16 protein-coding genes are annotated in these 23,012 nt (G+C 56.3%); 7 read left to right on the forward strand and 9 right to left on the reverse strand.

Going from position 1 to position 23,012, the window contains the following annotated elements; all coding sequences use genetic code 11:
- Positions 1-92: 92 nt before the first annotated feature.
- The 7 genes from G0Q00_RS14380 to G0Q00_RS14410 all read right to left on the reverse strand — a co-directional run bounded on the left by G0Q00_RS14380 (position 93) and on the right by G0Q00_RS14410 (position 10,203).
- Complete coding sequence (locus G0Q00_RS14380; protein ID WP_163040589.1) at positions 93-1,730, reverse strand: ABC transporter ATP-binding protein; 1,638 nt, start codon at positions 1,728-1,730, stop codon at positions 93-95.
- Positions 1,727-2,542, reverse strand: coding sequence for an ABC transporter permease (locus G0Q00_RS14385; RefSeq protein WP_163040591.1), 816 nt, complete (start codon positions 2,540-2,542; stop codon positions 1,727-1,729). The genes G0Q00_RS14380 and G0Q00_RS14385 overlap by 4 nt, the downstream gene beginning before the upstream one ends.
- Positions 2,539-3,495: an ABC transporter permease gene (locus G0Q00_RS14390; protein WP_163040593.1), complete on the reverse strand. Its 957-nt coding sequence runs from the start codon at positions 3,493-3,495 to the stop codon at positions 2,539-2,541. Before G0Q00_RS14390 ends, G0Q00_RS14385 begins: the two co-directional genes overlap by 4 nt.
- A 9-nt stretch (positions 3,496-3,504) precedes the next feature.
- Complete coding sequence (locus G0Q00_RS14395; RefSeq protein ID WP_163040595.1) at positions 3,505-5,091, reverse strand: ABC transporter substrate-binding protein; 1,587 nt, start codon at positions 5,089-5,091, stop codon at positions 3,505-3,507.
- Between the two features lie 251 nt (positions 5,092-5,342).
- Positions 5,343-7,997 (reverse strand): TRAP transporter large permease subunit, encoded by a 2,655-nt coding sequence (locus G0Q00_RS14400; RefSeq protein ID WP_163040597.1) that lies wholly within the window; start codon positions 7,995-7,997, stop codon positions 5,343-5,345.
- Between the two features lie 11 nt (positions 7,998-8,008).
- Complete coding sequence (locus tag G0Q00_RS14405; RefSeq protein ID WP_163040599.1) at positions 8,009-9,001, reverse strand: TRAP transporter small permease subunit; 993 nt, start codon at positions 8,999-9,001, stop codon at positions 8,009-8,011.
- A gap of 113 nt (positions 9,002-9,114) precedes the next feature.
- Positions 9,115-10,203: a TRAP transporter substrate-binding protein gene (locus tag G0Q00_RS14410; RefSeq protein ID WP_163040601.1), complete on the reverse strand. Its 1,089-nt coding sequence runs from the start codon at positions 10,201-10,203 to the stop codon at positions 9,115-9,117.
- A 360-nt stretch (positions 10,204-10,563) separates the two neighbouring features.
- Here G0Q00_RS14410 and G0Q00_RS14415 point away from each other — a divergent pair, with 360 nt between their 5' ends.
- From G0Q00_RS14415 to G0Q00_RS14425, 3 genes are read left to right on the forward strand one after another with little or no spacing between them, the layout of a single operon-like run.
- Positions 10,564-11,022, forward strand: a complete 459-nt coding sequence (locus G0Q00_RS14415) for a MarR family winged helix-turn-helix transcriptional regulator (RefSeq protein WP_163040603.1) — start codon at positions 10,564-10,566, stop codon at positions 11,020-11,022.
- 9 nt (positions 11,023-11,031) lie between these two features.
- Positions 11,032-12,099, forward strand: coding sequence for an efflux RND transporter periplasmic adaptor subunit (locus G0Q00_RS14420; protein ID WP_163040605.1), 1,068 nt, complete (start codon positions 11,032-11,034; stop codon positions 12,097-12,099).
- Between the two features lie 11 nt (positions 12,100-12,110).
- Positions 12,111-15,155: an efflux RND transporter permease subunit gene (locus tag G0Q00_RS14425; protein WP_163040700.1), complete on the forward strand. Its 3,045-nt coding sequence runs from the start codon at positions 12,111-12,113 to the stop codon at positions 15,153-15,155.
- Positions 15,156-15,318: 163 nt separating this feature from the next.
- On the opposite strand, the gene G0Q00_RS14430 is transcribed toward G0Q00_RS14425, so the two are convergent.
- Entirely contained in the window at positions 15,319-17,226 is a 1,908-nt protein-coding gene (locus G0Q00_RS14430; RefSeq protein WP_163040607.1) for a CAP domain-containing protein, read from the reverse strand.
- 595 nt (positions 17,227-17,821) lie between these two features.
- On the opposite strand from G0Q00_RS14430, the gene G0Q00_RS14435 reads away from it, so the two are divergent.
- Both G0Q00_RS14435 and G0Q00_RS14440 read left to right on the forward strand, forming a co-directional pair.
- Positions 17,822-18,808, forward strand: a complete 987-nt coding sequence (locus G0Q00_RS14435) for a polysaccharide biosynthesis/export family protein (protein ID WP_163040609.1) — start codon at positions 17,822-17,824, stop codon at positions 18,806-18,808.
- Positions 18,809-18,818: 10 nt separating this feature from the next.
- Positions 18,819-20,054 (forward strand): glycosyltransferase family 1 protein, encoded by a 1,236-nt coding sequence (locus G0Q00_RS14440; RefSeq protein ID WP_163040611.1) that lies wholly within the window; start codon positions 18,819-18,821, stop codon positions 20,052-20,054.
- Here G0Q00_RS14440 and G0Q00_RS14445 read toward each other — a convergent pair.
- Positions 20,047-20,874 carry an ABC transporter permease gene (locus tag G0Q00_RS14445; RefSeq protein ID WP_163040612.1) on the reverse strand — a complete coding sequence of 276 codons (828 nt, stop codon included), beginning with the start codon at positions 20,872-20,874 and terminating at the stop codon, positions 20,047-20,049. The genes G0Q00_RS14440 and G0Q00_RS14445 overlap by 8 nt on opposite strands.
- 137 nt (positions 20,875-21,011) lie before the next feature.
- Between G0Q00_RS14445 and G0Q00_RS14450 the strand changes: the two genes are divergently transcribed.
- Together G0Q00_RS14450 and G0Q00_RS14455 are read left to right on the forward strand one after the other, a co-directional pair.
- Positions 21,012-22,283 (forward strand): hypothetical protein, encoded by a 1,272-nt coding sequence (locus G0Q00_RS14450; RefSeq protein ID WP_163040615.1) that lies wholly within the window; start codon positions 21,012-21,014, stop codon positions 22,281-22,283.
- Entirely contained in the window at positions 22,273-22,983 is a 711-nt protein-coding gene (locus G0Q00_RS14455) for an ABC transporter ATP-binding protein (RefSeq protein ID WP_203565019.1), read from the forward strand. Before G0Q00_RS14450 ends, G0Q00_RS14455 begins: the two co-directional genes overlap by 11 nt.
- The last annotated feature ends 29 nt before the right edge of the window (positions 22,984-23,012 follow it).

A 23,012-nucleotide genomic window follows, 5' to 3' on the forward strand; every position in this document is an offset into this window, starting at 1 on the left:
AACGGACGCGTCAGAAAAGGGTCGCTTTTGGCCCGGAGAAAAGAAAACGGGGGCGCAACTACGGCGCCCCCGGTGTGGTCGAAATCCAGCGATCAGTTGCCGGCGCTTTCCATCTTACGGCTCTGCACGACTTCTTCCAGCCAGCCCAGCCGCATCTCGGGGACGGAACTGAGCAGCAGGTCGGTGTAGTCGTCAAACGGAGGTGCCAGAACCTCAGCTTTCGGGCCATAACGCACGACGCGCCCCTGATACATCACGGCGATACTGTCTGCGATGGCCTTCACCGTCGCAAGATCGTGGGTGATGAATAGATAGGCCACGTTCTCGATCTTCTGAAGGTTCTCCAGAAGCTTCAGAATGCCGTCCGCGACCAGCGGATCCAGCGCCGAGGTGACCTCGTCACAAATGATGACCTTGGGCTTGGCGGCCAGCGCACGGGCAATACAGACACGCTGTTTCTGCCCACCGGAAAGCTCGGCCGGATAGCGATCCATGAACTCCGGACCCATCTCGATTTCTTCAAGAAGCTCCAAGATCCGTTTTTTCTTTTCAGCACCGCGCATGCCGAAATAGAACTCAAGCGGACGGCCAATGATCGTGCCCACGGTCTGGCGCGGGTTCATGGCCACATCGGCCATTTGATAGATCATCTGAAGCTCGCGCAGGTCATCGCGCGAGCGGCCTTCCAGATCCGACGACAGATCGCGCCCATCGAAATGGATCTTGCCCTCGCGCGGCGGCAACAAGCCGGTGATCACGCGAGCCGTGGTCGACTTACCCGAACCGGATTCGCCCACAACGGCCAAGGTCTGGCCAGGATGAAGCTCCATCGTGACATTGTGCAACACGTCAAAGTTCGTGCCCTTATAGCGGGCCGTGACGTTTTCTACGGTCAGGACAGGATTGTCCGTGGGCGGCTTGCCGTCATGCTGCGTGGATCGGACCGAGACCAGATCGCGGGTATATTCCTCGACCGGGTTGTTGATGATCTGATCCGTGGTGCCATGTTCGACCATGTCACCCATGCGCAGCACCATGATCTCGTCCGAGACCTGTGCCACCACCGCAAGGTCATGCGTGATGTAAAGCGCGGCAACACCGGTGTCCCGAATGGCGTCCTTGATCGCCATCAGAACGTCGATCTGCGTGGTCACGTCCAGCGCCGTGGTGGGTTCGTCGAACACCACCAGATCGGGCTCGGGGCACAGGGCCAACGCCGTCATGCAACGCTGCAACTGGCCACCCGACACCTGGTGCGGATAGCGATCACCGATATTCTCGGGATCAGGCAGACCCAGCTTGGTGAACAACTCCACCGCGCGTGCCTCGGCCTCTTTCTTCGAGAACTTGCCTTGATGCAGCGAGGCTTCAATCACCTGCTCCATGATCTTCTTGGCAGGGTTAAAGCTAGCCGCAGCCGACTGGCTGACATAGGTCACTTCGGTCCCGCGCAGTTTACGCAGGTCCTTCAGGTTGGTGCCAAGGATCTCGCGACCATTGACCCAGACTTTGCCGCCAGTGATCTCGACCCCACCCCGGCCATAGGCCATCGAGGCCAGACCGATGGTGGATTTACCGGCACCCGATTCACCGATCAGACCAAGCACTTTGCCCTTCTCCAGCTCGAAGGATACGCCGTGCACGATGTCGATATTTCGGGGCTTTTCGCCGGGCGGATAAATCCGCGCGCCGATTTTCAGGTTTTCGACCTTCAGAAGTTTATCGCTCATCCGCGGCCTCCTTTCAGGCTGGTGGTGCGGTTCAGCACCCAGTCGGCAACAAGGTTCACGGAAATTGCCAGCGTCGCGATGGCCACGGCGGGCACAAGCGCTGCCGGGATGCCATAGACGATGCCGTCTTTGTTTTCCTTCACGATGCCGCCCCAGTCAGCGTTCGGCGGTTGCACGCCAAGGCCAAGGAACGAAAGCGTCGACACGAACAGCACTGCAAAGATGAAGCGCAGGCCCATTTCGGCCACCAGAGGCGACAGCGCGTTGGGCAGGATTTCGCGGAAAATGATCCAGCGACGGCCCTCGCCGCGCAGTTTGGCAGCTTCAACGAAGTCCATGACGTTGATGTCCACGGCGACCGCGCGGGCCAGTCGATAGACACGGGTCGAATCCAGCAGGCCCATCACCATGATCAGCATGAACAGCGTGACCGGCATGACCGACAAGACGACCAGGGCAAAAATCAGCGTCGGGATAGACATGATCAGGTCGACGAAACGGCTCATTGCTTGATCAACCCAACCGCCAACCACGGCAGCAGTGAAGCCAAGGATCGAGCCCAGCGAGAAGCTGAGGATCGTGGCCGCGGTGGCGATGAAGATCGTCGTGCGACCGCCATAGATCATACGGGTCAACAGATCGCGCCCGATATTGTCGGTGCCGAGCCAATGTTCGGACGAGGACGGCTCCCAGACGTCACCGACGATTTCCGTCATCGAATAGGGTGCAATCAACGGGGCAAAGATCGCCACGAAGAAATACAGCCCGGTGAAGAACAGGCCGATCAAGGCCGCAGGAGGTATTCTTATCATTTCGGATGCCTCAGCCTTGGGTTCGCCAGGATCGACACGATGTCAGCCACCATGTTCAATCCGATATAGACCGCCGCGAAGATCAGACCGCAGGCCTGCACAACGGGCACGTCACGTTTGGCCACGTGGTCGACCAGATATTGGCCCATGCCGGGATAGACGAAGACCACCTCGACAACCACAACGCCCACGACAAGATACGCAAGGTTCAGCATAACCACGTTCACAACCGGCGCGATGGCGTTCGGGAAAGCGTGGCGTGCGATGACCTGAAAGCTCGTCAGGCCCTTCAGCTCAGCCGTTTCGATATAGGCCGACTGCATCACGTTCAGAATGGCGGCACGCGTCATACGCATCATGTGGGCCAGCACAACCATGGTCAGAACAGTCACAGGCAGCGCGATGGCACCGAGTTTTTCGCCAAGGGACATGCTGTCATAGATTGTGGACACCGTAGGTGCCCAGCCCAGCTGCACGCCGATGTAGTACATCAGCACGTAACCGATCAGGAATTCCGGAACCGAGATCGACGCCAATGTCACTGCCGAAATCAGCTTGTCCGGCCAACGTTCACGATAACGCACGGCAAGCAGGCCAAGAAAAATAGCCAGCGGCACGGCAACCACAGCAGCCCAGAAGGCCAAGAACAGCGTGTTTTTCAATCGTCCACCGAGGCTATCGACAATGTCACGCCCGTTTGTCAGGGCCGTGCCAAGATCGCCCTGCAGAGCACCAAACAGCCAGTTGAAATAGCGTGTGGTGGCGGGTTGATCCATGCCCAGCTCTTTGCGCAGGTTGGCAAGGCTTTCAGGTGTGGCGGATTGTCCAAGAATGTTTTGTGCGACATCCCCCGGAAGGATGGTGGTGCCCGCAAAGATCAACACCGACGCTGCGAGAAGCAGAAGGGTGCTCAGCGCAAGGCGCTGAGCTACCAGTTTAAGGACGGGATGCATGAGCTGGCCTTATTTCAACCAGCAACGCGAGGATGCCCGACCGGCCATCAGTTCAGCGTTGGGATCAGGCATGTAGCCACCAATGTCGTTGCTGACACCGTCGACGAAGTCGTTGAACATCGGTGCGATCAGGCCACCTTCTTCGTGCAGGATGCGGGCCATTTTGCCGTACATCTCTTTGCGCTTGGCCGCATCCAGCTCGGCTTTGGCGGCTTGCAGCAGGCTGTCGAACTCGGCGTTGTTGAAGCGCGTGTCGTTCCAGTCTGCAGTCGACAGATAGGCGGTCGAATACATCTGGTCCTGAACCGGGCGACCAGTCCAGTACGACGCACAGAACGGCTGCTTGTTCCAGACTTCCGACCAGTAACCGTCGTTCGGTTCACGCTTGATTTCCAGCGGAATGCCAGCGGCCGCCGCGCTTTGCTGGAACAGCTGTGCAGCATCCACGGCGCCCGGGAAGGCGGTTTCAGCGACACGCAGAATGATCGGCGTACCATCATGACCAGATTTCTTATAGAGCTCTGCCGCTTTGACCGGATCGTATTCGCGCTGCTCAAGGCTGTCATCGAACAGCGGGTAAGCTGCGTTGATCGGAACATCGTTGCCAACGCCACCATAGCCACGCAGGATCTTGTCCACCATTTCCTGACGGTTGATCGCGTATTTCAGCGCAAGGCGCAGCTCTTTGTTGTCGAAGGGCGGTGTGTCGGTGTGCATGATGAACACATAGTGACCACGGCCCGAAACGTTCTGCACGGTGATATTGGGCGCGCGATCCAGCAGGTTGGCGATTTTCGGATCAACCGAGTTCACCATGTGTACCTGACCCGACTGCAAAGCAGACATACGGGCAGTGTTGTCATTGATCACCAGAATCTCGACCGAATCCGCGTGACCTACGCTGTCATCCCAATGGTTGGCGAACTTGGTGAAAGTGTGACGAACACCGGGCTCATTGCTCTCGATCTGATAGGGGCCAGTGCCGATCCCGGCGGTGGGATCATCCATGCCGCCATTTGGCTGAACCGCCAGGTGATAGTCGGCCATCAGATAGGGAAGGTCAGCATTCGGCGTGTCAAGGTTCAACGTCAGCGTGTTGCCGCTGACCGACATGCTCTCGATGCCTTTCACGATCCCCAATGCACCGGACTTGGATTCTTCGTTCGAGTGACGCTCGATGGTTTTCATCGCATCTTCGGCGGTCAGGGTTTTACCATTGTGGAATTCGACGCCCTGACGAATGTTGAAGTGCCAGGTTTTCGCGTCGGCCGAGCTGTCGATGCTTTCAGCAAGCCGCATATCGATCTCACCAGCCGGCGAGACGTTTACAAGCGTATCAGCCCAGTTACCCAGAGCGGCCCGCGGGGTCTGCGAAGCAACCAGACCCGGGTCCAGCGAATCCGTACCAGCGCCGCCATTCATACCCAGCTTGATGGTGCCACCCTTGTTGGGTCCAGCAGCCATGGCAGCGGTGGACAGCATGGTGCTTGCCGCAGCAGTCGACACGCCCAAGGCGCTTGCGCGACCCATAAAGTCACGACGCGACAGTTTGCTTTCTGCAACACGCTTGGACAGATATTCGAGTTCTTTTTTCATTGATGGCTCCCTGAGTTTTTCAGCACTGCGAGTGGCGCACTGTATTTTATTGGTTCGGCCAATAGAGTTGCCCAGAACCTGAAATACCGCAAGGGTGGATACCGACTCTCGATTACATGTTTGCGACATCACATGACGCATAACGACAATTTGTGTGCGAAAACCGGTTTCTGCAGCTTGCGCTAACACTGAAAAAGGGCCGGATAAAATCCAGCCCTTTCAATAATTTATATATGTATCTGACCTGCAGGTCAGAAGTTAAGCGAGATGTCGCGATGGTAGGCCGTACAGGATGCCATCTCGAGCGCCTGATCTCGCGTAAAGCGTGCCTGCTGGCGGATACCCAGAGTGTCCCTGATTCCATCCAGATAGGCGTTCAGCCCGCTGCGCAGCTTTGCATCTGCCTCGGCGCGCCATGCCAGCTGCGCCTCATAAGCGGCTACAGCATCATCATAAGCGGCAAGCGCTTTCTCACGATCCGGGGTCTTGGATTTCAGCGCCTTACGCGCCTTACCAAGAGCCTTCTTTACGTCGCCCGCACCTTCAACCTTGCCGAACACTTTGGACAATTCGTTCACAAGCTCTTGCGCCTCGCCTTCCGGCGTCGACATGATGGTTGCCTTCATATTCCGCAGATCTTGCTCCAACGCAGCAAAGGCGTCGTTTGCGTCAAGCACAGCCAGCACCGAAAGCGGAGCTTCCCAAGCCTCATCCGCAGCACGACGATACTTGGAGCGTGCGTTGTTTTCGGCTTTGGTCAGGGTCAGGAACTCTTTGTTTACCCCTGCCCAGCTTTCCGGAATCTCGGTCCGCAGATGTTCGATCTCGGCTTTCAAAGCAGCGGCCTTAGTCTCAAGCTTGGCACGCTCAGCCGCCTGACTTTCGTCACGCATCCGGCTGGCAAGTTTCTCAAGCTCATCCACCTCGCGCTGAATGTTGCGGATCTGCTTTTCGATCCCGCGCACCACGCGCAACTGCGGACGATACTCGCCCGAGGCCGCCTGCACATTGTCGGCCGCCGTAAAGGCACCTTCCAGCTGTGCAATGGCGTTATCAGCGGCATCCAGACCATCGGTCAGATCGCCTGCCAGATCCTTCGGCAGCACCAACAGATCCAGTCCGCGCGCAGCCGCAATCGCATCCCGCGTGGCCGAGTTTTGCGCCAACTGCTGACCCACGTAGTCCTCGACACACAGTTGTAGTTTCGGGTTACGCGGCGGCGGGCTGCTTTCCGACAGGAAGCTGACGCGGTTGGGAAGATAGTTCACCAGCGGCGGGTACAGACCCACGATCACCAGCGCCGCAATCTGCAACGAGATGAAGGCAATCACGCCCTTGTACATCTGCACCGTCTTCACGATCGCAGGGGCCACGCCGCGCAGATAGAACAGCGCAAACCCGAACGGAGGCGTCAAGAAGCTGGTCTGAATGTTCAGACCAATCATCACACCCAGCCACACAGCGGTGATGTTTGCCTCGGGATCGGCCAGCAGGATCGGGGCCACGATCGGCACCACGACCACGGCGATCTCGATGAAGTCCAGGAAGAAGCCCAGAACGAAGATCACCAGCATGACGATGAAGAACTGCGTCCAGAACCCGCCCGGTAGGCTAAGCAGGAATTCTTTCACCAGATCCTCGCCCCCAAACGCACGGAAGGCGGCGGTCAACATGGCGGCGCCCAGAAGGATGATGAACACCAGCGAGGTCGTCTTGGCCGTTTCCAGCATGACGCCTGCCAGCGTGTTCTCTATCTTCAGCACCCGCCAGCACGACCAGATCAGCGCAACCAACAGCATGATCGAGCCGACCGCGCCAAGAATGATGCCAAACTGATCCGAGCCATCGTCAATCGCTTTCACGTTCATGTCGAAATTGGCCAACGCGAAACCGATCACGGCAAGCGATGCAATCGCCAGAAGCGCTGGATAGTAGAGCGTCTTGTTGGCTTCGGGCAGGCGATAGCCCGCCATGATCATCGCGCCCGCAGCACCAATGGCACCTGCTTGGTTCACGGTGGCAACACCGGCGATGATCGAGCCCAGAACTAGGAAGATCAGGGCCAGAGGCGGCACCAAGGTGATCAGCATGTTCTTCAAGAAGGCGTTGTCATACTTGCCCTCATAGGGCACAGCAGGCGCCTGCTTGGGCTTCAGGATCGCGTAGACAAGAATGTACAACATGTACAAACCCACCAGCAAAAGACCCGGGATAAACGCCCCCAAAAACATCTCGCCCGCCGAGGTCGAGCCCACATCGAACACCGACGGCATCGACAGCTCGCCCGTGGCGTCTTTGTGCAGCGCCTTACGCGCGGTCGACGCTTGGTCGGTGGCCGAGGCCAACTGGTCGGCCAAAATGATCAGAACGATCGAGGGCGGGATGATCTGCCCCAACGTCCCCGAGGCCGCAATCGTCCCGGTCGCCAGCGACGGCGAATAGTTGTTGCGCAGCATTGCAGGCAACGAGATCAGGCCCATCGCCACAACGGTCGCACCAACGATCCCGGTGGTGGCGGCCAGCAGCGCCCCCACGAACACAACCGAGATGCCCAGACCACCCGGCACCGGGCCAAACAGCTGTGCCATGGTGACCAGAAGGTCCTCGGCGATCTTGGATCGCTGCAGCATGATACCCATGAAGATGAAGAGCGGGATGGCGATCAGGGTATCCCTCTCGACCTCCCAATAGACGCCCCTAAGGTTCGTCACCCCCGCAGACAGCCATTGGTTTGGACCACCCGAGTGGAAATAGGCATCTGTCGAGCCTGCAAAGATGTAACCGGCACCAGCCGCAAGGCCGATGGTGATGATGGCCGCGCCAGGAAGCGCAAAGGCCACGGGATAGCCGGACCCAAGGGCTGCGGCCATAATCAGGATAAGAAGGGCTAGGAAGTAGAATTCCATCTGTCGTGTCCTTAATGGGCCGCCGGGGCGACTTCACGGTGTCCGGGCTCGTCACGTTTGTCGGCGACGGCCTCGAGGAAGTAGCTTACGAACTGGATCAGCATGGTGATGGCGAACACGCCAAGGAAGGCGGCCATCTGATACTTGATGAACATGCCCACGCCACCAGCCTGCGAAATCTCGAAGTTGACGATGGGGCTGTTGATGATCGCGGTCTTGCCGTTGAAGCCCACGGACAGGATCACCCAGACGGTGCTCATCCCCAACGCGATCGAGCCAAAGGCGTTCACAAACCCACGTGTGGTGCGCCCAAAGCCTGCGTACAGAACGTCCACGCGAACGTGGCCTTCTTCAAACAGAGTATAAGCCGAGGCAAACAGGAACAGCGCCGCGTACCAATAGCGCACAAGGTCACCCATCAGTGCTTGCTCATAACTGAACACAAAACGCGAGATCACGATCAGCAGCTCGGCGGCAACAATCATCAGGGCAAGCCATGTGAACCCCAAGGTGCGGGTGAACAGGGCGATAACAAATCCGGCCACGATCAGCGGCATATGGATATAGGGGCCAACCCAGCGTGATTTGTTGAACAGTTTCGTAGTGTCTTCGCTGAACATGCCGGCCAAGATGCCCTCGACCCGCATGAAGGCGATGGCACTGTCAGCGATGCCGACCAGTAGGACGGACCAGAACATAGCGCGGATCAGATAGACGTTGAACTTGTGGATCTTCATCGCGTCCCAGCGCAGCGCGTTGGCTTTGGTGCTAAGGACATAGAACGCCGCGACAGCGATGCTGACGACATAGACCGCCAGATTTGCCCAGCTGCCACCCGTCGCGCCGCCTTGGAAGATCGGCTTTGCACCGGGCATGCCGAAGCCTACGACCAGTGCATTGTTAACCAAAAACGCAAATAGGAAGCCAAGCATGCCCCATGCAAACAGCCGTGGGCCAATAGCCGGGTTGCCTTCGCGTGTGATGTCGGAAAAATCGGTTGCCATCAGCTCCCCCGAGGTCGGTTTACGTAAGGTGTCCGGGCAGTGGTCGCCCCTGTGCCTTACAAAAGAGCGGGACCATTTCGGCCCCGCTCAGATTGTTTTTGGCGATCAGCGAATTACTCGGTCAGACCCAGCACACGGTTACGCTGGTTGACGTACTCGACTTCGAACTGAGCCATCGTGCCACCCATCTCGCGCAGGCTCGACTGGAAGCTGTCGTTGATGCGTGCAGCCAGTTCCGAGTGGTCGCGGGTTTCTTCGAAGACTTCTTCCGCGGCTTCGCCGAAGCTGTCCCAAACATCGTCGTTGAACGAACGAACCTGTACGCCCTGCTCGTCAACAAGCTTGGCCAGGTACTCACCGTTCTTCGCGATCAATTCGTCGTGCGCATAGGCGTGCTCTTCCGCACAAGCGGCTTCGATCACAGCGCGTTCGTAGTCCGACAGACCGTCATAGAAAGCACGGTTCATGCCGAAGGCCAGACCGCCGCCCGGCTCGTGCATGCCAGCGGTGTAGTAGTACTTGGCAGCTTCGTAGAACTTCATGAAGTAGTCGTTGTACGGACCAACCCATTCAGTTGCGTCGATCGAACCCGAAACCAGGTTTTCATAGATCTGCGAACCCGGCAGCGACACGGTCGATGCGCCCAGTTTCGACAGAACCTGACCACCCAGGCCCGGCATGCGCATTTTCAGACCCTTCAGGTCGTCTGCGCTTTCAATCTCTTTGTTGAACCAGCCGCCAGCCTGCGTACCGGTCGAACCACAAGCAAGAGCCTTCAGGCCAAACTCGCCCGAAACTTCGTCCCACAGTTCCTGACCGCCACCGAAGCGGACCCATGCGTTCCATTCAGGCGTCGACATGCCGAACGGTACCGAGGTGAAGTATGCAAAGCCCGGGTGCTTACCGGTCCAGTAATAGTCGGCCGCGATATAGGCCTGCGCGTTGCCCGAGGCAACTTCGTCAAACGAGTCGAATGCACCAACACGTTCGCCGGACGCAAAGTACTCAACATTCAGCGCGCCATCCGACAGTTGGGCAATACGAGCAGCCAGACGCTGCGCCGAGGTCCCCAGACCCGGGAAGTCCCGCGGCCAGGTCGATACGATGGTCAGGGTTTTGCCACTTTGGGCAAGTGCGGGCGTTGCAAGAGCGGTTGCACCAGCGCCCAGCGCTGCACCTTTTAGAAACTTACGGCGTTCCATATTGGATTTTCTCCTCCGAGTTCTCAATTTTGTTCTTCTGAGACGCACAGGATAAGCAATGGCTCGCCTGCGCTGCCACGCCAATTACTACGCAGCTAGATTTAGATTTCAATTGGAATCTACTTAACTGGTAAAATTATCTTACCAAGAAAACGCCAAACGCTTGCTGGCCCAAAAGAACAAACAACACCGCACGATCGCTTATCCAGAACTGAAGCGCAACACGCTGGAAATTGACACAGTTTTCTTTACCACGCGCTGCTTGACGTGACGTCCACCACCCACTCGACATTAATTAACAATCTGGACATTTCATTTTCTGAACTATATGTGAGCGCTCACCAAAGAGGGAATCCGTCTATGAGCACACATACAGGTTTCAACACTGATGGGCTTGAACCCGAACTGCGCGCCCTGATGGGGGTCTTCTCGCTCTACACCTATATCGACACGAATATGCGTCAGCAGGGCGATGACTGCAGCGGTCCCAACCTGGAACGCAAGGTGTTGGTCAAACTGGATCGCCCCAAACGGATCGGCAACTTGGCCCGCGATTTGGATGCACTGCCATCGACCATGACAACCGTGGCCGACCAGATGGAAGAGCGCGGCCTAATTGAACGTATGCGTGACCCGGAAGATCGCCGCGCATGGCTGTTGTGCCTGACGGATAAGGGCCAGCAACAGCGTAAGGAAACGGTCGGCCTCGCCCATGAGCTTCTGCACGAAACGCTGGGCCTGACCGACGACGAGGTCGAGGCATTCGCCCAGATCTCTTTAAAAATTCACCTGAAAATCCAAGAATTGAATAACGGCTGAGTAATGCACATGACCCATTCTACCCGTCCCCTAGTTGCCGCCGTATTGGCAACCGCATTGTCCCTTGGCTCGGCCACCGCGCAAGACAGCGCTGCCCAGCCAGAAATCGTAAAACCCGTCAAACTGATGACCATCTCGGAAAGCCAGCAGACGTTTTCGCGTACATTCTATGGCAAGGTCGTTGCCCGCCAAACCATTGATCTGGCCTTTCAGGTTGGCGGTCAGATTGTCGACCTCCCGATCATCGAGGGCGAGCTTCTGCCCGCGGGCAGCCTGATTGCGCAACTGGATCAGGAGCCGTTTTCGTTGGCGCTTGAGCAGTCCATCGTTCAGAAGGATCAGGCCGACCGCACAGTGGAGCGCCTGACCAAGCTGAGCGGCAACACCGTCAGCCAAGTCACGATCGACGACGCGACAACACAGGCCAACCTTGCTGATATCGCCTTCCGTCAGGCCGAGAAGAACTTGGACAACGCCACGCTTTACGCTCCGTTCGACGCGCTTGTTGCCTCGCGCAATGTCGGCAATTTCAACACCATCGGTGCTGGCACCCCCATCGCGCGCCTGCATGACATGAGCGAGATCCGCATCGAGATCGACGTGCCCGAGATCCTGTTCCAGTCCGCGGGCAATGAAGAGAAAATCGCGATCATGGGGCATTTTGCAGGCCACCCCGACGCCTATCCCCTTGGCATCCGCGAGTTCAACGCCGAAGCCGCCGCCGCTGGTCAGACCTATCGCCTGACCCTTGGGATGGCGCCAGTTGAAGGGCTGCAACTGCTGCCGGGATCGTCGGTCGACGTCCGCATCAGCGCGACCACGAACGTGCAGGAAATCAAACTGCCCGCCACCGCCATTTCCGTTGACCCGCAGGGCAACACGCTCGCCATGCGCTTTGTTGAAGGTGGTGAGGGTACCGGCACTATTGCAGCGACTCCAATTGAAGTGGCCACTGCCTCGGACGGCAACTTCATTGTGACCTCTGGTCTGTCGGATGGAGATGTCATTGTCGCCGCAGGTGCCTCGTCGGTGCAGGATGGTGAATCCGTGCGTCCGTTTAACGGCTTTGCGAACTGAGGCCCGACATGTTGAACATCGCCCGCGCCTCGATCGAGAAGCCACTGTATACTTGGCTGATCATCCTCACCATGCTGTTTGGGGGAACCTATGGGTTCTTCAATCTGGGTCGTCTTGAGGACCCAGCCTTCACCATCAAACAGGCCGTTGTGGTCACCCAATACCCCGGCGCCAGCGCCGAACAGGTCGCGACAGAAGTGTCCGAACCACTGGAAAGCGCTCTTCAGAAGATGGAAGAGGTCGACAGAATTACCTCGACCAACCGTCCGGGGGAAAGCCGGATTGATATCGAGATCAAGTCGACCTACCCGGCCGATGCCTTGCCGGACATCTGGACAAGGCTGCGCGCAAAGGTGCGTGACACCGCGCGCAACCTGCCATCGGGGGCCATGACTCCCTTCGTGAATGACAGCTTCGGGGATGTGTTTGGCCTCTACTATGCTGTCACCAGCCCCGGCTTCACCGACGCCGAACGGCACGAACTGGCCACCTTCCTTCGACGCGAGCTGTTGGTCGTGGACGGCGTGGCAGACGTGGATCTCGCGGGCCTTCCAGACGAGGTGATATATATCGAGCCCAACATGACGCTGGCCGTCAATCAGGGCATCCCGCCGAATGCGATTGCGGGGGCCCTGTCGACCTCGAACTCCGTCGCCTCTGCTGGCGGTTTGGACAACGACGCCGGGCGCACCATGTTCCGTGCGCCGGAAGGGTCGGAAACCATCGGCGACATCGCATCGCTCAACGTGGGTGTGAACGGCGTTCTGGTGAACGTCGCTGACATTGCACAAGTGTCGCGCGAACGGATCGCAAACCCGGATCAGTTTATCCGTTTCAACGGGCAAGAGGCCTTCACCATCGCCATCGCTGGCCTTGAAAGCGAAGATATTGTTCAGGTCGGCCACCGCGTCGATGCGCGACTGGCCCAACTTGGCGAAGACATCCCGCACGGGATCGACCTGCACCCGATCTATCAACAACATTTGGTAGTCGAGCAAAGCTCGAACGACTTCCTTGTAAACCTCGCCATGTCCGTAGGGATCGTGATTGTCGTGCTGGGCGCCTTTATGGGCTGGCGCGCAGCCATCGTCATCGGCTCGACGCTTCTGTTGACCGTCGTTGGCACCATCCTGTTCATGTGGCTCTTTTCCATCGAGATGGAGCGGATTTCGCTGGGCGCCCTGATTATCGCGATGGGGATGCTGGTGGACAACGCCATCGTTGTGGCGGAAGGGATGCAGATCTCGATGCTGCGCGGGCGCAACTCGCGTCAGGCCGCAGATGATGCAGCCAAGAAAACCCAGATTCCGCTTCTGGGCGCGACCGTAATCGGCATCATGGCCTTTGCGGGCATTGGCCTGTCGCCAGATTCCACAGGTGAATTCCTGTTCTCGCTCTTCGCGGTAATCGGCATTTCGCTGCTGCTGTCCTGGGTGCTGGCGCTGACCGTGACCCCTCTGCTGGGCCACTATCTGTTCAAGCATGACAATCAGAATCCCGAGGACGCCTATAACGGGCCATTCTTCCGCCTGTACAAACGGACGCTCGATCTGGCGCTATCCGCACGTTGGATGGTGATTGCCGCGCTGATCGCCATCACCGCAGTCTGCTTCATGGGCTTCGCACAAGTGAAACAGCAGTTCTTCCCGAACTCGAACACACCGCTTTTCTTTGTGTACTACAAGCTTCCGCAAGGCAGCTCGATCCATCAGGTATCGGACGATCTGGCGCAGATGGAGGCATGGCTGCTTGAGCAGGAAAAGGTGGTGTCGGTTGCGTCCTACGCTGGACGAGGCGCGTCGCGCTTCATGCTGACCTATGACGGCGGCAAGGACAATCAAAGCTACGGCCACCTGATCATCCGAACTGAGGTTCTGGACGACATTCCCGAACTTCACGCCCGCCTTGAAAGCTTCGGCAATGAAACCTTCCCGCAAGCCGAATTCCGCGTGCAGCGTCTGGTCTTCGGCCCGGGCGGCGGGGATCCCATTCAGGCACGTTTCTCGGGCAATGATCCGAAAGTTCTTCGTGAGCTGGCAGATCAGGCCGCAACGATCATGCGTGAAAACTCGGAAAACCTGTTGAACCTGCGCACCGATTGGCGCGAGCAGGAACTGGTGATCAAACCGATCTACGCCACCGAACGCGCGCAGACGGCAGGCGTGACTCGCGAAGACATCGCAGGGACCCTTCAGTTTGCCACGGACGGGCAGCGCGTGGGCGTATACCGCGAACGCGAGCGTCAGATCCCGATCATCATGCGCAGACCGCAGGAAGAGCCGTTCAACATCTATGATCAGCTGGTTTATTCCCCGGTTGCGGGCAGCCATCTGCCGATTGAACAGGTGACGGACGGGTTTGAAGTGCGTACCGAAAACACCCTTGTGCACCGCCGTAACCGCGTTCCCACGATCGCAGTTGGCGCAGATGTCGTGCCGGACGTGACCGCCGCACAGGCCCATTCCGAAATCCGCGCCGCGATCGAGGCGATGCCGCTTCCCCCCGGCTACAAGCTGGAGTGGGGTGGCGAGTTCGAGAACGCGAGCCAAGCACAGGCCAGCCTTGGGGCACAGCTGCCGATCAGCCTTCTGATCATGGTCATGATCTCGATCCTGCTGTTCAACGCGATCCGCCAGCCGATCATCATCTGGCTTCTGGTGCCGATGTCGGTGAACGGCGTTGTGGTCGGCCTGCTTGGCACAGGGCTGCCCTTCAGCTTCACCGCACTTCTGGGTCTGCTCAGCCTGTCAGGCATGTTGATCAAGAACGGCATCGTACTGGTCGAAGAAATCGACCTTGTCCGCGCCGAAGGCAAAGCCCTGCGCCCCGCGATCATCGAGGCCTCGGCATCCAGGGTGCGCCCGGTGGTGCTGGCCGCTGTGACCACCATTCTTGGCATGGCACCGCTTCTGGGTGACGCGTTCTTCGTGTCGATGTCGGTTACAATCATGGGCGGTCTGGCCTTCGCGTCGATCCTGACGTTGGTTGCCGCCCCGGTGTTCTACTATGTGTTTTTCAAGCGCGACGAAAAACGCGAAGCCATTTCTGCGACCTGACCCACCCCCACTCACGGAAGCAGAACCGGAAGGGCGGCCCATTGGGTCGCCCTTTTTCATCGACAGTGACCGCATAGAGCATGCTGAAATACCGCTGCGGGGCTTATATCTGTCCCGACAGCGCCGGCGATCTACACGTTGGGCGCCCCGCCGCTCGGCTGGCCTAGACCAATATGGCGTCCAGAACGTCCTGACCATATCCAAGACCCGTCAAATAATCCTCAACTTGCTGGGCACTCTGGTAGTTGGCATACTGGATATTTCCGTCAGCATGCATCAGCGCCCGCAAGTAAGCCGTGCCGTCCACAGTCCTAAAATAAATCTCCTGAAAACCATCACCATCGAAATCGAACGCATCCACAACGCGCAGGTTGTCGATGTTCAGGTCATTTTGAAAGCGGTGTTGACTGTCATGGTCCGAAAACCGGGCCACAGTGCCCGCCTCGACAAGCGGATCAATGTAGACACCTACAACTCGTGTATCGCCCCCCGAGCCATGATTGTTGAAATCAATAGCACCTTGCGCGTCTGGGCCAACCGTCGCCCAGCGCCCAATGTCGTGGTTGATAAAGATAAACTCTCCGTCCCCGTCGAACTGAATATCTGCTTCACCAATCAACTGCCAACTGCCACCCGCGCCCAAGTCGTTCCCGTCGAAATCTCGGATCTGTGACATATCAGTGGGGGCAGTGCCGCTAGTGGTCTGTGCGCGACCGGCGAATTTATCATCTGGGGTCAGCGGCACAACGAACCTTAATGAGGTGTCAGCGTCATTGAACGCCGTTTGGAAATCGACATGAGAAAAGTCGCCCTCCAGCGTGATCTCACCATCTGAAAGGCCATCGCCATTCTCGTCCAGCTGCAACGTCGTTTTCCCTTCCACGGCATCGTACACAACGCTGATTTCATCCGTGTCAATCTGGCTGGATTTAAACACGATGACATCTTCTGTGGTGAAATCGAGTATCGTGTCACCATGCAGCTCCGATAGCGTTCCAACGACCGTGTCAGCACCACCACCCAGCGAGATCCGATCGGCCCCTGCGCCACCAGAAACAGTGTCACCGCCCCCCCCGCCATAGATTTCATCGGCTCCGCCTTGGCCTTCCAACAGGTCATCGCCATCATGCCCATACAATATATCGGCACCCGCTCCGCCAATGATGTTGTTATTGCCCCGGTTGCCGCTCAGCGTGCTACCCGCATCACTTCCGATCAGGTTGATATCAGCGACGCCAAGCAACGTAGCCTGAGTTATCCCTGATACGATCGTCAGGTTCGCCGAAGCGAGCAAGTGACTCCCATCGACCACGTCAAGTTTGACATTTCCAGCTGTCAAATCAACATCAACAACCGCAGACAGGGCATTGTGCACAATCGACACCTGAGCAGAGGATGCGGCAGCGAGCGCCAGCGCATATCCCCCCGAGGCTGCGCTTGTTACAGAAGTCCCGCCAACGGTGAAAGTCGCGCCAGCCACACCTTCACCCGGTGCATAGAACAAATCGTCATCCGTATCATTGAATACAACACCGGTCACGAAGACCGAACTGCCAGATGTGGCGAAGTTCTCTGTAATCATCGAGGCATTGAAGGTAACGCCATTTGTATGGGTGAACTGACCTTCGATCTGCGCCAGACCAATCTCTCGGAAATATCCGTTCAGTGTGTTTTCCCGATGCCCTGCACTGAGAAATAGACCTTCATGCTGACGCTCGATAGCCGCTCTTAAGTCCAACGTCCCGGTTGTGCCACACCAGGAAATGTTCTCTCCCCAAGCCCATGCCCCTGTGAACGCATACCCAGCTGCTACCATGCGGTCGCCTGGCGTGCTTCCGCCTGCCCCGGTGTGACTGAACGTATCCGTTAGAAGCATCCAGTTGGAGTGGCCTTCCGCCGCCAGATCAAGAAGCTCATTTGCGGCCAGAACCTGCTTCTGGGTGCCATCAAGCGTCCCGGGAGAGAGACCTTCATTCAGATCGATACCATACCGCCCTGCCTCAGCAAGTGGGTCAAGGCGGGCTCTGTTGATCAATTCCAGAAGATACTGTTCATAGTTATTCAGGGCCAACTCAGTCTCCAGAGTGATTATCCGCTAGCGGGGCATCATGCGTAATCCAAAGCGCACCTTTCGCTCTTTGAAAGGTTGGCAGCACGGCGTTAATTTTGCCCTAAGATCTTGCCTGAGCTGATCGCTTACAGTGCGATTTATCGCGACGCCCTTTAAGTGCCGCACATTCGCTGCGCATGTTTTCGCGAAATTCGCGTATGGCTGAGACCTCGCAACCAAAACGTGTGAAATGAGATAGCCTGAAGAACGCGTCATGAGCGCGACTCACCCCAACAGCGCTAGCGGCATGTAGAAAATAGCCCCCAAACGCCCAAACATGACGGGTTGAATAAGTGGAAATTTATGTCGCAGAAATCTACTTTGTGGTGTAGACGTGCTATTGAGTGCCGTGATCCAATGATCAAACACATGGCGACCCACAAACTGGTACCGTTAATCTATGTTCCCATCCCAAAAACGTTTAGTTTTATGCGTTTCCCTTCTTCTATGCGGGTGTGCAGACCTGCCGCGACAGGGCCCAACTGCGGATGAGCTTCTTGCTCCGTCGCGTTCAAGCGCGGACAGTGCCGCCGTCAAAGGCTACGAGGTTGTTCGGGTGACTGAAACGATACTTGAGATCGAAGAGAACCATGCAAGCCCGTCCTTGCGCGCGGCATTCGGGCCAGATCGCAAAAACGCGTCGATGGGTATCGGCATCGGTGACACCGTTTCCTTAACCATCTGGGAAGCCGGGCCGGGCGGATTGTTTGCCACGTCAACGACCGCAGCCGATGGCGGAACCACAAGTGGCGGGCGAACCATGATTCCCGGGCAAGTGGTCGGGCAGGATGGGAAAATCACGGTTCCGTTTGCCGGGCGCATCCGGGCAAACGGGTTCACACCGGCACAACTTGAAGATCAGATCGTCCAGCAACTGACAGGCCGGGCGATCAATCCGCAGGTCGTGGTAAGTGTCAGCAATCGCGTTTCAGGATCGATCAACATCATCGGCAACAACGTGGCTTTGCCTAGGCTTCCATTGTCGCCAGCCGGTGACCGGATATTAGATGTCATCGCGCGCGCCAGAGCAGCAACATCGTCAGTAGAGAACACTGAAGTTCGCCTGACTCGTGGCGGTCGATCCTCGGCCATTCCGTTCACAAGGCTACTACAGGATCCCTCAGAAAATATTTACGTACAGGCAGGAGACAATGTCTTTCTGACTGAGAACCCAAACGAGCTGACAGTTTTGGGTGCAGCGGGTCGCAATACTGCAGTGAAATTTGGGGCCGAGGTGTTCTCTCTCGGGCAAGCAATCGCCAATGCTGGCGGCCTCTTGGATCACCAAGCAGACCCGTCTGGGATTTTTGTTTTTCGCATGGAACCCCATGATGGGCGCAGAGATTCAAATCAGCGCGGGGGGCGCCCAACAATCTACCATGTGGACCTAACTACCGGCATGTCTATTTTTCAGGCCAACCGCTTTCAAATGCGAGACGGCGACGTCATATACGTGGCTACGGCGCAGGCCAACGCCTTGCAGAAGTTCATTGCTGTCCTAAGCGCCGCCAGGGGTGAAGTGTCAGCCATTGGCTCTCTTTAGGGATCGTAGTTTGAAGATTAAGTTCGATGTTACGCAGTTTCTGCTGCAGAATGGGTTTCAAACGCCCACCGGGATCAGTCGGGTTGAACTGGCCTATGTCAAACACCTCTTGGAACAAAAGGATTATGATGTCAGCTTTGTGACGTCATACCCCCCATTTCTAAACCGAATAGATCGGTCGAAGATTGAAGACTACGTCCATGCTACTGAGTTGTGTTGGGGGACCGAAGGCGACGCGAAGCAGAATGTGGCCCAAAGACGCCGCACCGCACTTTCAGCAATACGTAACGCAACCAGAAACGGGATTCTCCTCAAGGAACGTCTGTCGCAAATCTCGTCCGGTAGCACAGAGATTTACCTTTCTGTATCGGGTTGGCGCCTACCGACACCGTGGGTAGCCAGTTGGCTCCTCAAGCGGCCCGAAACCAAACCCGTATTTCTGCTGCACGACATCATTCCCTTGTCGCACCCCGAATATGTTCGGAAAAAGTCGCGGCAAAAGTACAAGGTCTATTTGGAGCGCATTCTACGTAGCGGTGCGCTGATACTGGCGAATTCGGAGGATACAAAACAAGAGCTTCTAAAGCATTGTGTTTCAAAAGGCATCCTTGCTCCGCAGATTGAAACGCTTCCTTTGGGGGTCAGCCCAAGCGTAAGAAATAGACCTGTTTCCCCAGAGCCGACGGCGCCGTACTTCATGGTTATCGGGACAGTTGAACCTCGGAAGAACCATCATTTGCTGATAGAGGCCTGGAAACGGATGCTGAAAGAGGCTGAAGGGAAGCAGGTCCCCAAGCTATTCATCGTTGGGAAACTTGGTTGGTCGGGATCAAAGATACTGAACGCTCTGGCCCAAGAAGATCTTCTGCAAGATCATGTCGTTCACATTACAGGCGCCAGCGACGAGACAATTGCGTTGATGCTTCAACGAGCCACCGGTGTTCTGTTCCCTTCTTTTGTTGAGGGGTACGGCCTGCCGCTGGTGGAGGCCTTGGGCAAACAGGTTCCTGTTATTTGCTCGGACTTGGCCGTTTTCCGCGAACTTGGAGGGGAGTATCCACGCTATGTCTCTCCTGATGACATAGAGGGATGGATATCCGCCATTCAGGACCTCACCAATCAATCGCCGTCAGACAGAATGGCTGAAATCGAGCGGCTGGAGGGATTTTCCGCCTATCAATGGAAAGACCATTTCGCGCAACTGGACCGCCTTCTTCGCGCGCTCCCGGATAAGGCTTCTATCTGAACGACAAGCTCTCGCGCGAAGAAAGCATGCTCCAGATGCCCAGAGTATTTACGACGATGCACCATATAATCACATAAGGTATCGAGTAGTGAGCGGTGATTTCCGATCCAAAGAATCCCTCTCGTATCATTTCATACATATGTGGGAGCGGGATAAGCAGCGCCAGATGACGCAACTCGACCGAGAGCCAAGATACGAGATAAAAGCAGCCGGAAATCGGTAAGAGCAAATACTGGAAGGGCTGGATGAGGCTTGATACCGCTTCCGAACGCTCCGAGAGTCCCGCCGCCAAACATCCGAAGCTGAAGCCAAACCACGCCATCAACAACCACCCCAACACAAGAGAAGCGGGGTTCGCAATTGGCGAGGCGAAGCCTGACGTAAGGACAAAGAAATACACGATCAAACTGGCTGCTGTAACACCCGCAAGCTCGGTCAAGGTGCGGGCGATGATGATGTCGAAAACTGATGTTTGTCGGTGGTAAAGAAGCCCAAAGTTATTGGACATTAAACGCGGATAGGAACTGACATGCCGCCAAAGCGTCAGAGGCATGTAGCCGCTAATGACGAACGTGATAATCGGCAAGCCATTCTTGCCGTCCGATTGCGACAGCCCCCAAATCAAGATCACTCCGGTTACCAGAGCGAGCGGCTCTAGGAGCAGCCAAAGAAAGCCAAGGTTCCCGCGCCCATAGCGGGAAACCACCTCGCGGATCATTAAGGCCGAGATAACAGCCTTCTGGATGCGCAAACGATCAAGCAAAAGCTCCCATGCTCGATGGCTATGGGTAGGAATGTTGTCAGAATTCCCTTTTTTCATAATCCCTTACCGATAGGTTTATGCCTGCAATCAGATCTCACGGGCAGTTTTGTTAGCACATTCTCAATTTGCGTGCATTGATACCGCAGAATAACTACTTTAAGTTTATAGCACGCTATACACCTAAGGAAAGCTACATGTACGCCGGCCACCCGCCTTTGAAGGAACAAACAAAGCTGCCGGGTGTTCACGAACCCAAAATCCTGTTGCTTGAGCCCCTTGAACCAACTGAGGATGGTGATGACGGATATCAGAACTATGGCGGGGTGAAACGCCTGCGCCGCTGGTCCGATTTGGACGGATGGCTAGGTTTCCTTCTGGTGGTGCTCGCACCCACGCTTTGTGCAGTATTCTATTTCTTTGCCATTGCCGCTGATCAGTACATTTCAAAAGCTGCGTTTGTAGTGAAGTATGCAGATCAGAAGTCATTCGGGAATATATCCTCGCTTTTAGACGGCCAAAGCTCGACATTGCCTGCGGCGACGGGCGCGGGGGGCGGATTTGGGAACAGCGATTCTCATATTGTGTCCGCCTATATCTCTTCCGTGTCAGGAATGGAGAAAGTGGACGAGGTGGTCGACCTCGAAGCAGTGTTCCGTCGGGAAGAAGCCGATTTCCTTGCCAAGCTTGATCCACTTGGAAATGCGAGCACAAGAATTGACCTTCACAAGTATTACCAAAGAATGACTGAAGTGGAGTTTGATCCGGCAACCACAATTACCACCCTGCAGGCAACAGCGTTTCGCCCTGAAGATGCGGCAAAAATTCTGGAGGTACAAATCCAAGTCGCTGAGGAGTTAATTAACGGCATCAACGACAGAATGACGCGCAGCGCAGTTGAGCTAAGTGAGCAGAGACTAAGCCAGGCCAAAGAGACTCTGACCGAGATCGAAGGACTGATGATCGCATTTCACGAGAGAGAGAACATGCTCAGCCCTGTGGAGGTCTCGACAGCGATCTCGGCAACGATTGCTGCTTTGATTGCAAAGCGCGCCAAAATTCGCGGCGAGTTAGAGTATCTTTTGCGCGTTACGCCAGAAAGCGAACACATTGAGTTGCTGCGATCACAACTGGCGACGATTGAGAGCCAGATTCAGCAAGAACGTGAAGAACTCGCGGGGCCGCAAGGTGAATTGACACCCGCAATCATGGAATTCGAAAGGCTAGCAGCGCGTCGTGAGATAGCTAACCAGATCTACATCGCCGCAGTCCAAAGCTTGGACGAAGCGAGGTTCACAGAGCTTGAGCAACGGGTGTTCATCGAACGGATCTACGATCCGGTTATGCCCGACTATGCCCAGAAACCACTCAGGGTTCTGTCGTCACTGGTGATAATCATAACATCCCTGTGCGTGTTCTCTCTTCTGCGTGTCTTCATTCGGGATTCGAGGATGCATCATGGCAGATGAGGCAAAAATGCAGTCACGGACCAAGCCCGCCCCTGAGCAAGCTGAGGCGCCCGAGATCCGCGTCCAAAACATTGTAAAGGAATTTCACACAGAGATAGGAACCCGGCGCGTATTGGACGACATATCCTTCACTGTTCAGAAAGGGGAAAGGATCGCCATTCTGGGCCGGAATGGTGCCGGGAAATCCACCCTGATCAGCATCCTGTGCGGGTTGCAAAAGCCCACCTCGGGCCAAATCACGCGTGGATTATCAATGTCCTGGCCGATAGCGATCGACGGTGCCGTCCAAGGCGAAATGACGGGGTATGACTACGCGCGGTTTATTCTTCGAATCTACGGCGCCCCATTCGACGAAACTTTCGAGTACGTGCGAGAGTTCGCAGATATCGGGCAACAGATTTTCACCCCAATGAGGTATTACTCCACCGGCATGAGAGCCAGGCTGGCGTTTGCACTTTCGTTTGCGATTAACTTCGATTGCATCCTGATTGACGAAGTATTGGCGGTCGGTGACCAGAGTTTCCAAAAGCGTTGCAACGATATGCTTTTTGAAAAAAGGCAAGAGAGCGCGATGATCATTGCAATACATGATCCCGGCTTTGTGCGCGAGCATTGCACCTCGGCATTGGTACTAAAAGGGGGACGAGGTCGTGTATTTCAAGACGTTGATCTTGCTGCCAGAATTTATGAAACGCTGTAACCATTGTCTTTGGGTGCTTAAGTCTTAAG

The sequence above is a fragment of the Aliiroseovarius sp. PrR006 genome, from assembly GCF_010500215.1.
In the GTDB taxonomy this organism is placed as follows: Bacteria; Pseudomonadota; Alphaproteobacteria; order Rhodobacterales; family Rhodobacteraceae; genus Aliiroseovarius.

What these genes read in the sequence shown, in the direction of transcription:
- G0Q00_RS14380 (WP_163040589.1), bottom strand. Translation starts at nt 1,730, where the DNA reads ATGAGCGATAAACTTCTGAAGGTCGAAAACCTGAAAATCGGCGCGCGG.
- G0Q00_RS14385 (WP_163040591.1), bottom strand. Translation starts at nt 2,542, where the DNA reads ATGATAAGAATACCTCCTGCGGCCTTGATCGGCCTGTTCTTCACCGGG.
- G0Q00_RS14390 (WP_163040593.1), bottom strand. Translation starts at nt 3,495, where the DNA reads ATGCATCCCGTCCTTAAACTGGTAGCTCAGCGCCTTGCGCTGAGCACC.
- G0Q00_RS14395 (WP_163040595.1), bottom strand. Translation starts at nt 5,091, where the DNA reads ATGAAAAAAGAACTCGAATATCTGTCCAAGCGTGTTGCAGAAAGCAAA.
- G0Q00_RS14400 (WP_163040597.1), bottom strand. Translation starts at nt 7,997, where the DNA reads ATGGAATTCTACTTCCTAGCCCTTCTTATCCTGATTATGGCCGCAGCC.
- G0Q00_RS14405 (WP_163040599.1), bottom strand. Translation starts at nt 9,001, where the DNA reads ATGGCAACCGATTTTTCCGACATCACACGCGAAGGCAACCCGGCTATT.
- G0Q00_RS14410 (WP_163040601.1), bottom strand. Translation starts at nt 10,203, where the DNA reads ATGGAACGCCGTAAGTTTCTAAAAGGTGCAGCGCTGGGCGCTGGTGCA.
- G0Q00_RS14415 (WP_163040603.1), top strand. Translation starts at nt 10,564, where the DNA reads ATGAGCACACATACAGGTTTCAACACTGATGGGCTTGAACCCGAACTG.
- G0Q00_RS14420 (WP_163040605.1), top strand. Translation starts at nt 11,032, where the DNA reads ATGACCCATTCTACCCGTCCCCTAGTTGCCGCCGTATTGGCAACCGCA.
- G0Q00_RS14445 (WP_163040612.1), bottom strand. Translation starts at nt 20,874, where the DNA reads ATGAAAAAAGGGAATTCTGACAACATTCCTACCCATAGCCATCGAGCA.
- G0Q00_RS14450 (WP_163040615.1), top strand. Translation starts at nt 21,012, where the DNA reads ATGTACGCCGGCCACCCGCCTTTGAAGGAACAAACAAAGCTGCCGGGT.
- G0Q00_RS14455 (WP_203565019.1), top strand. Translation starts at nt 22,273, where the DNA reads ATGGCAGATGAGGCAAAAATGCAGTCACGGACCAAGCCCGCCCCTGAG.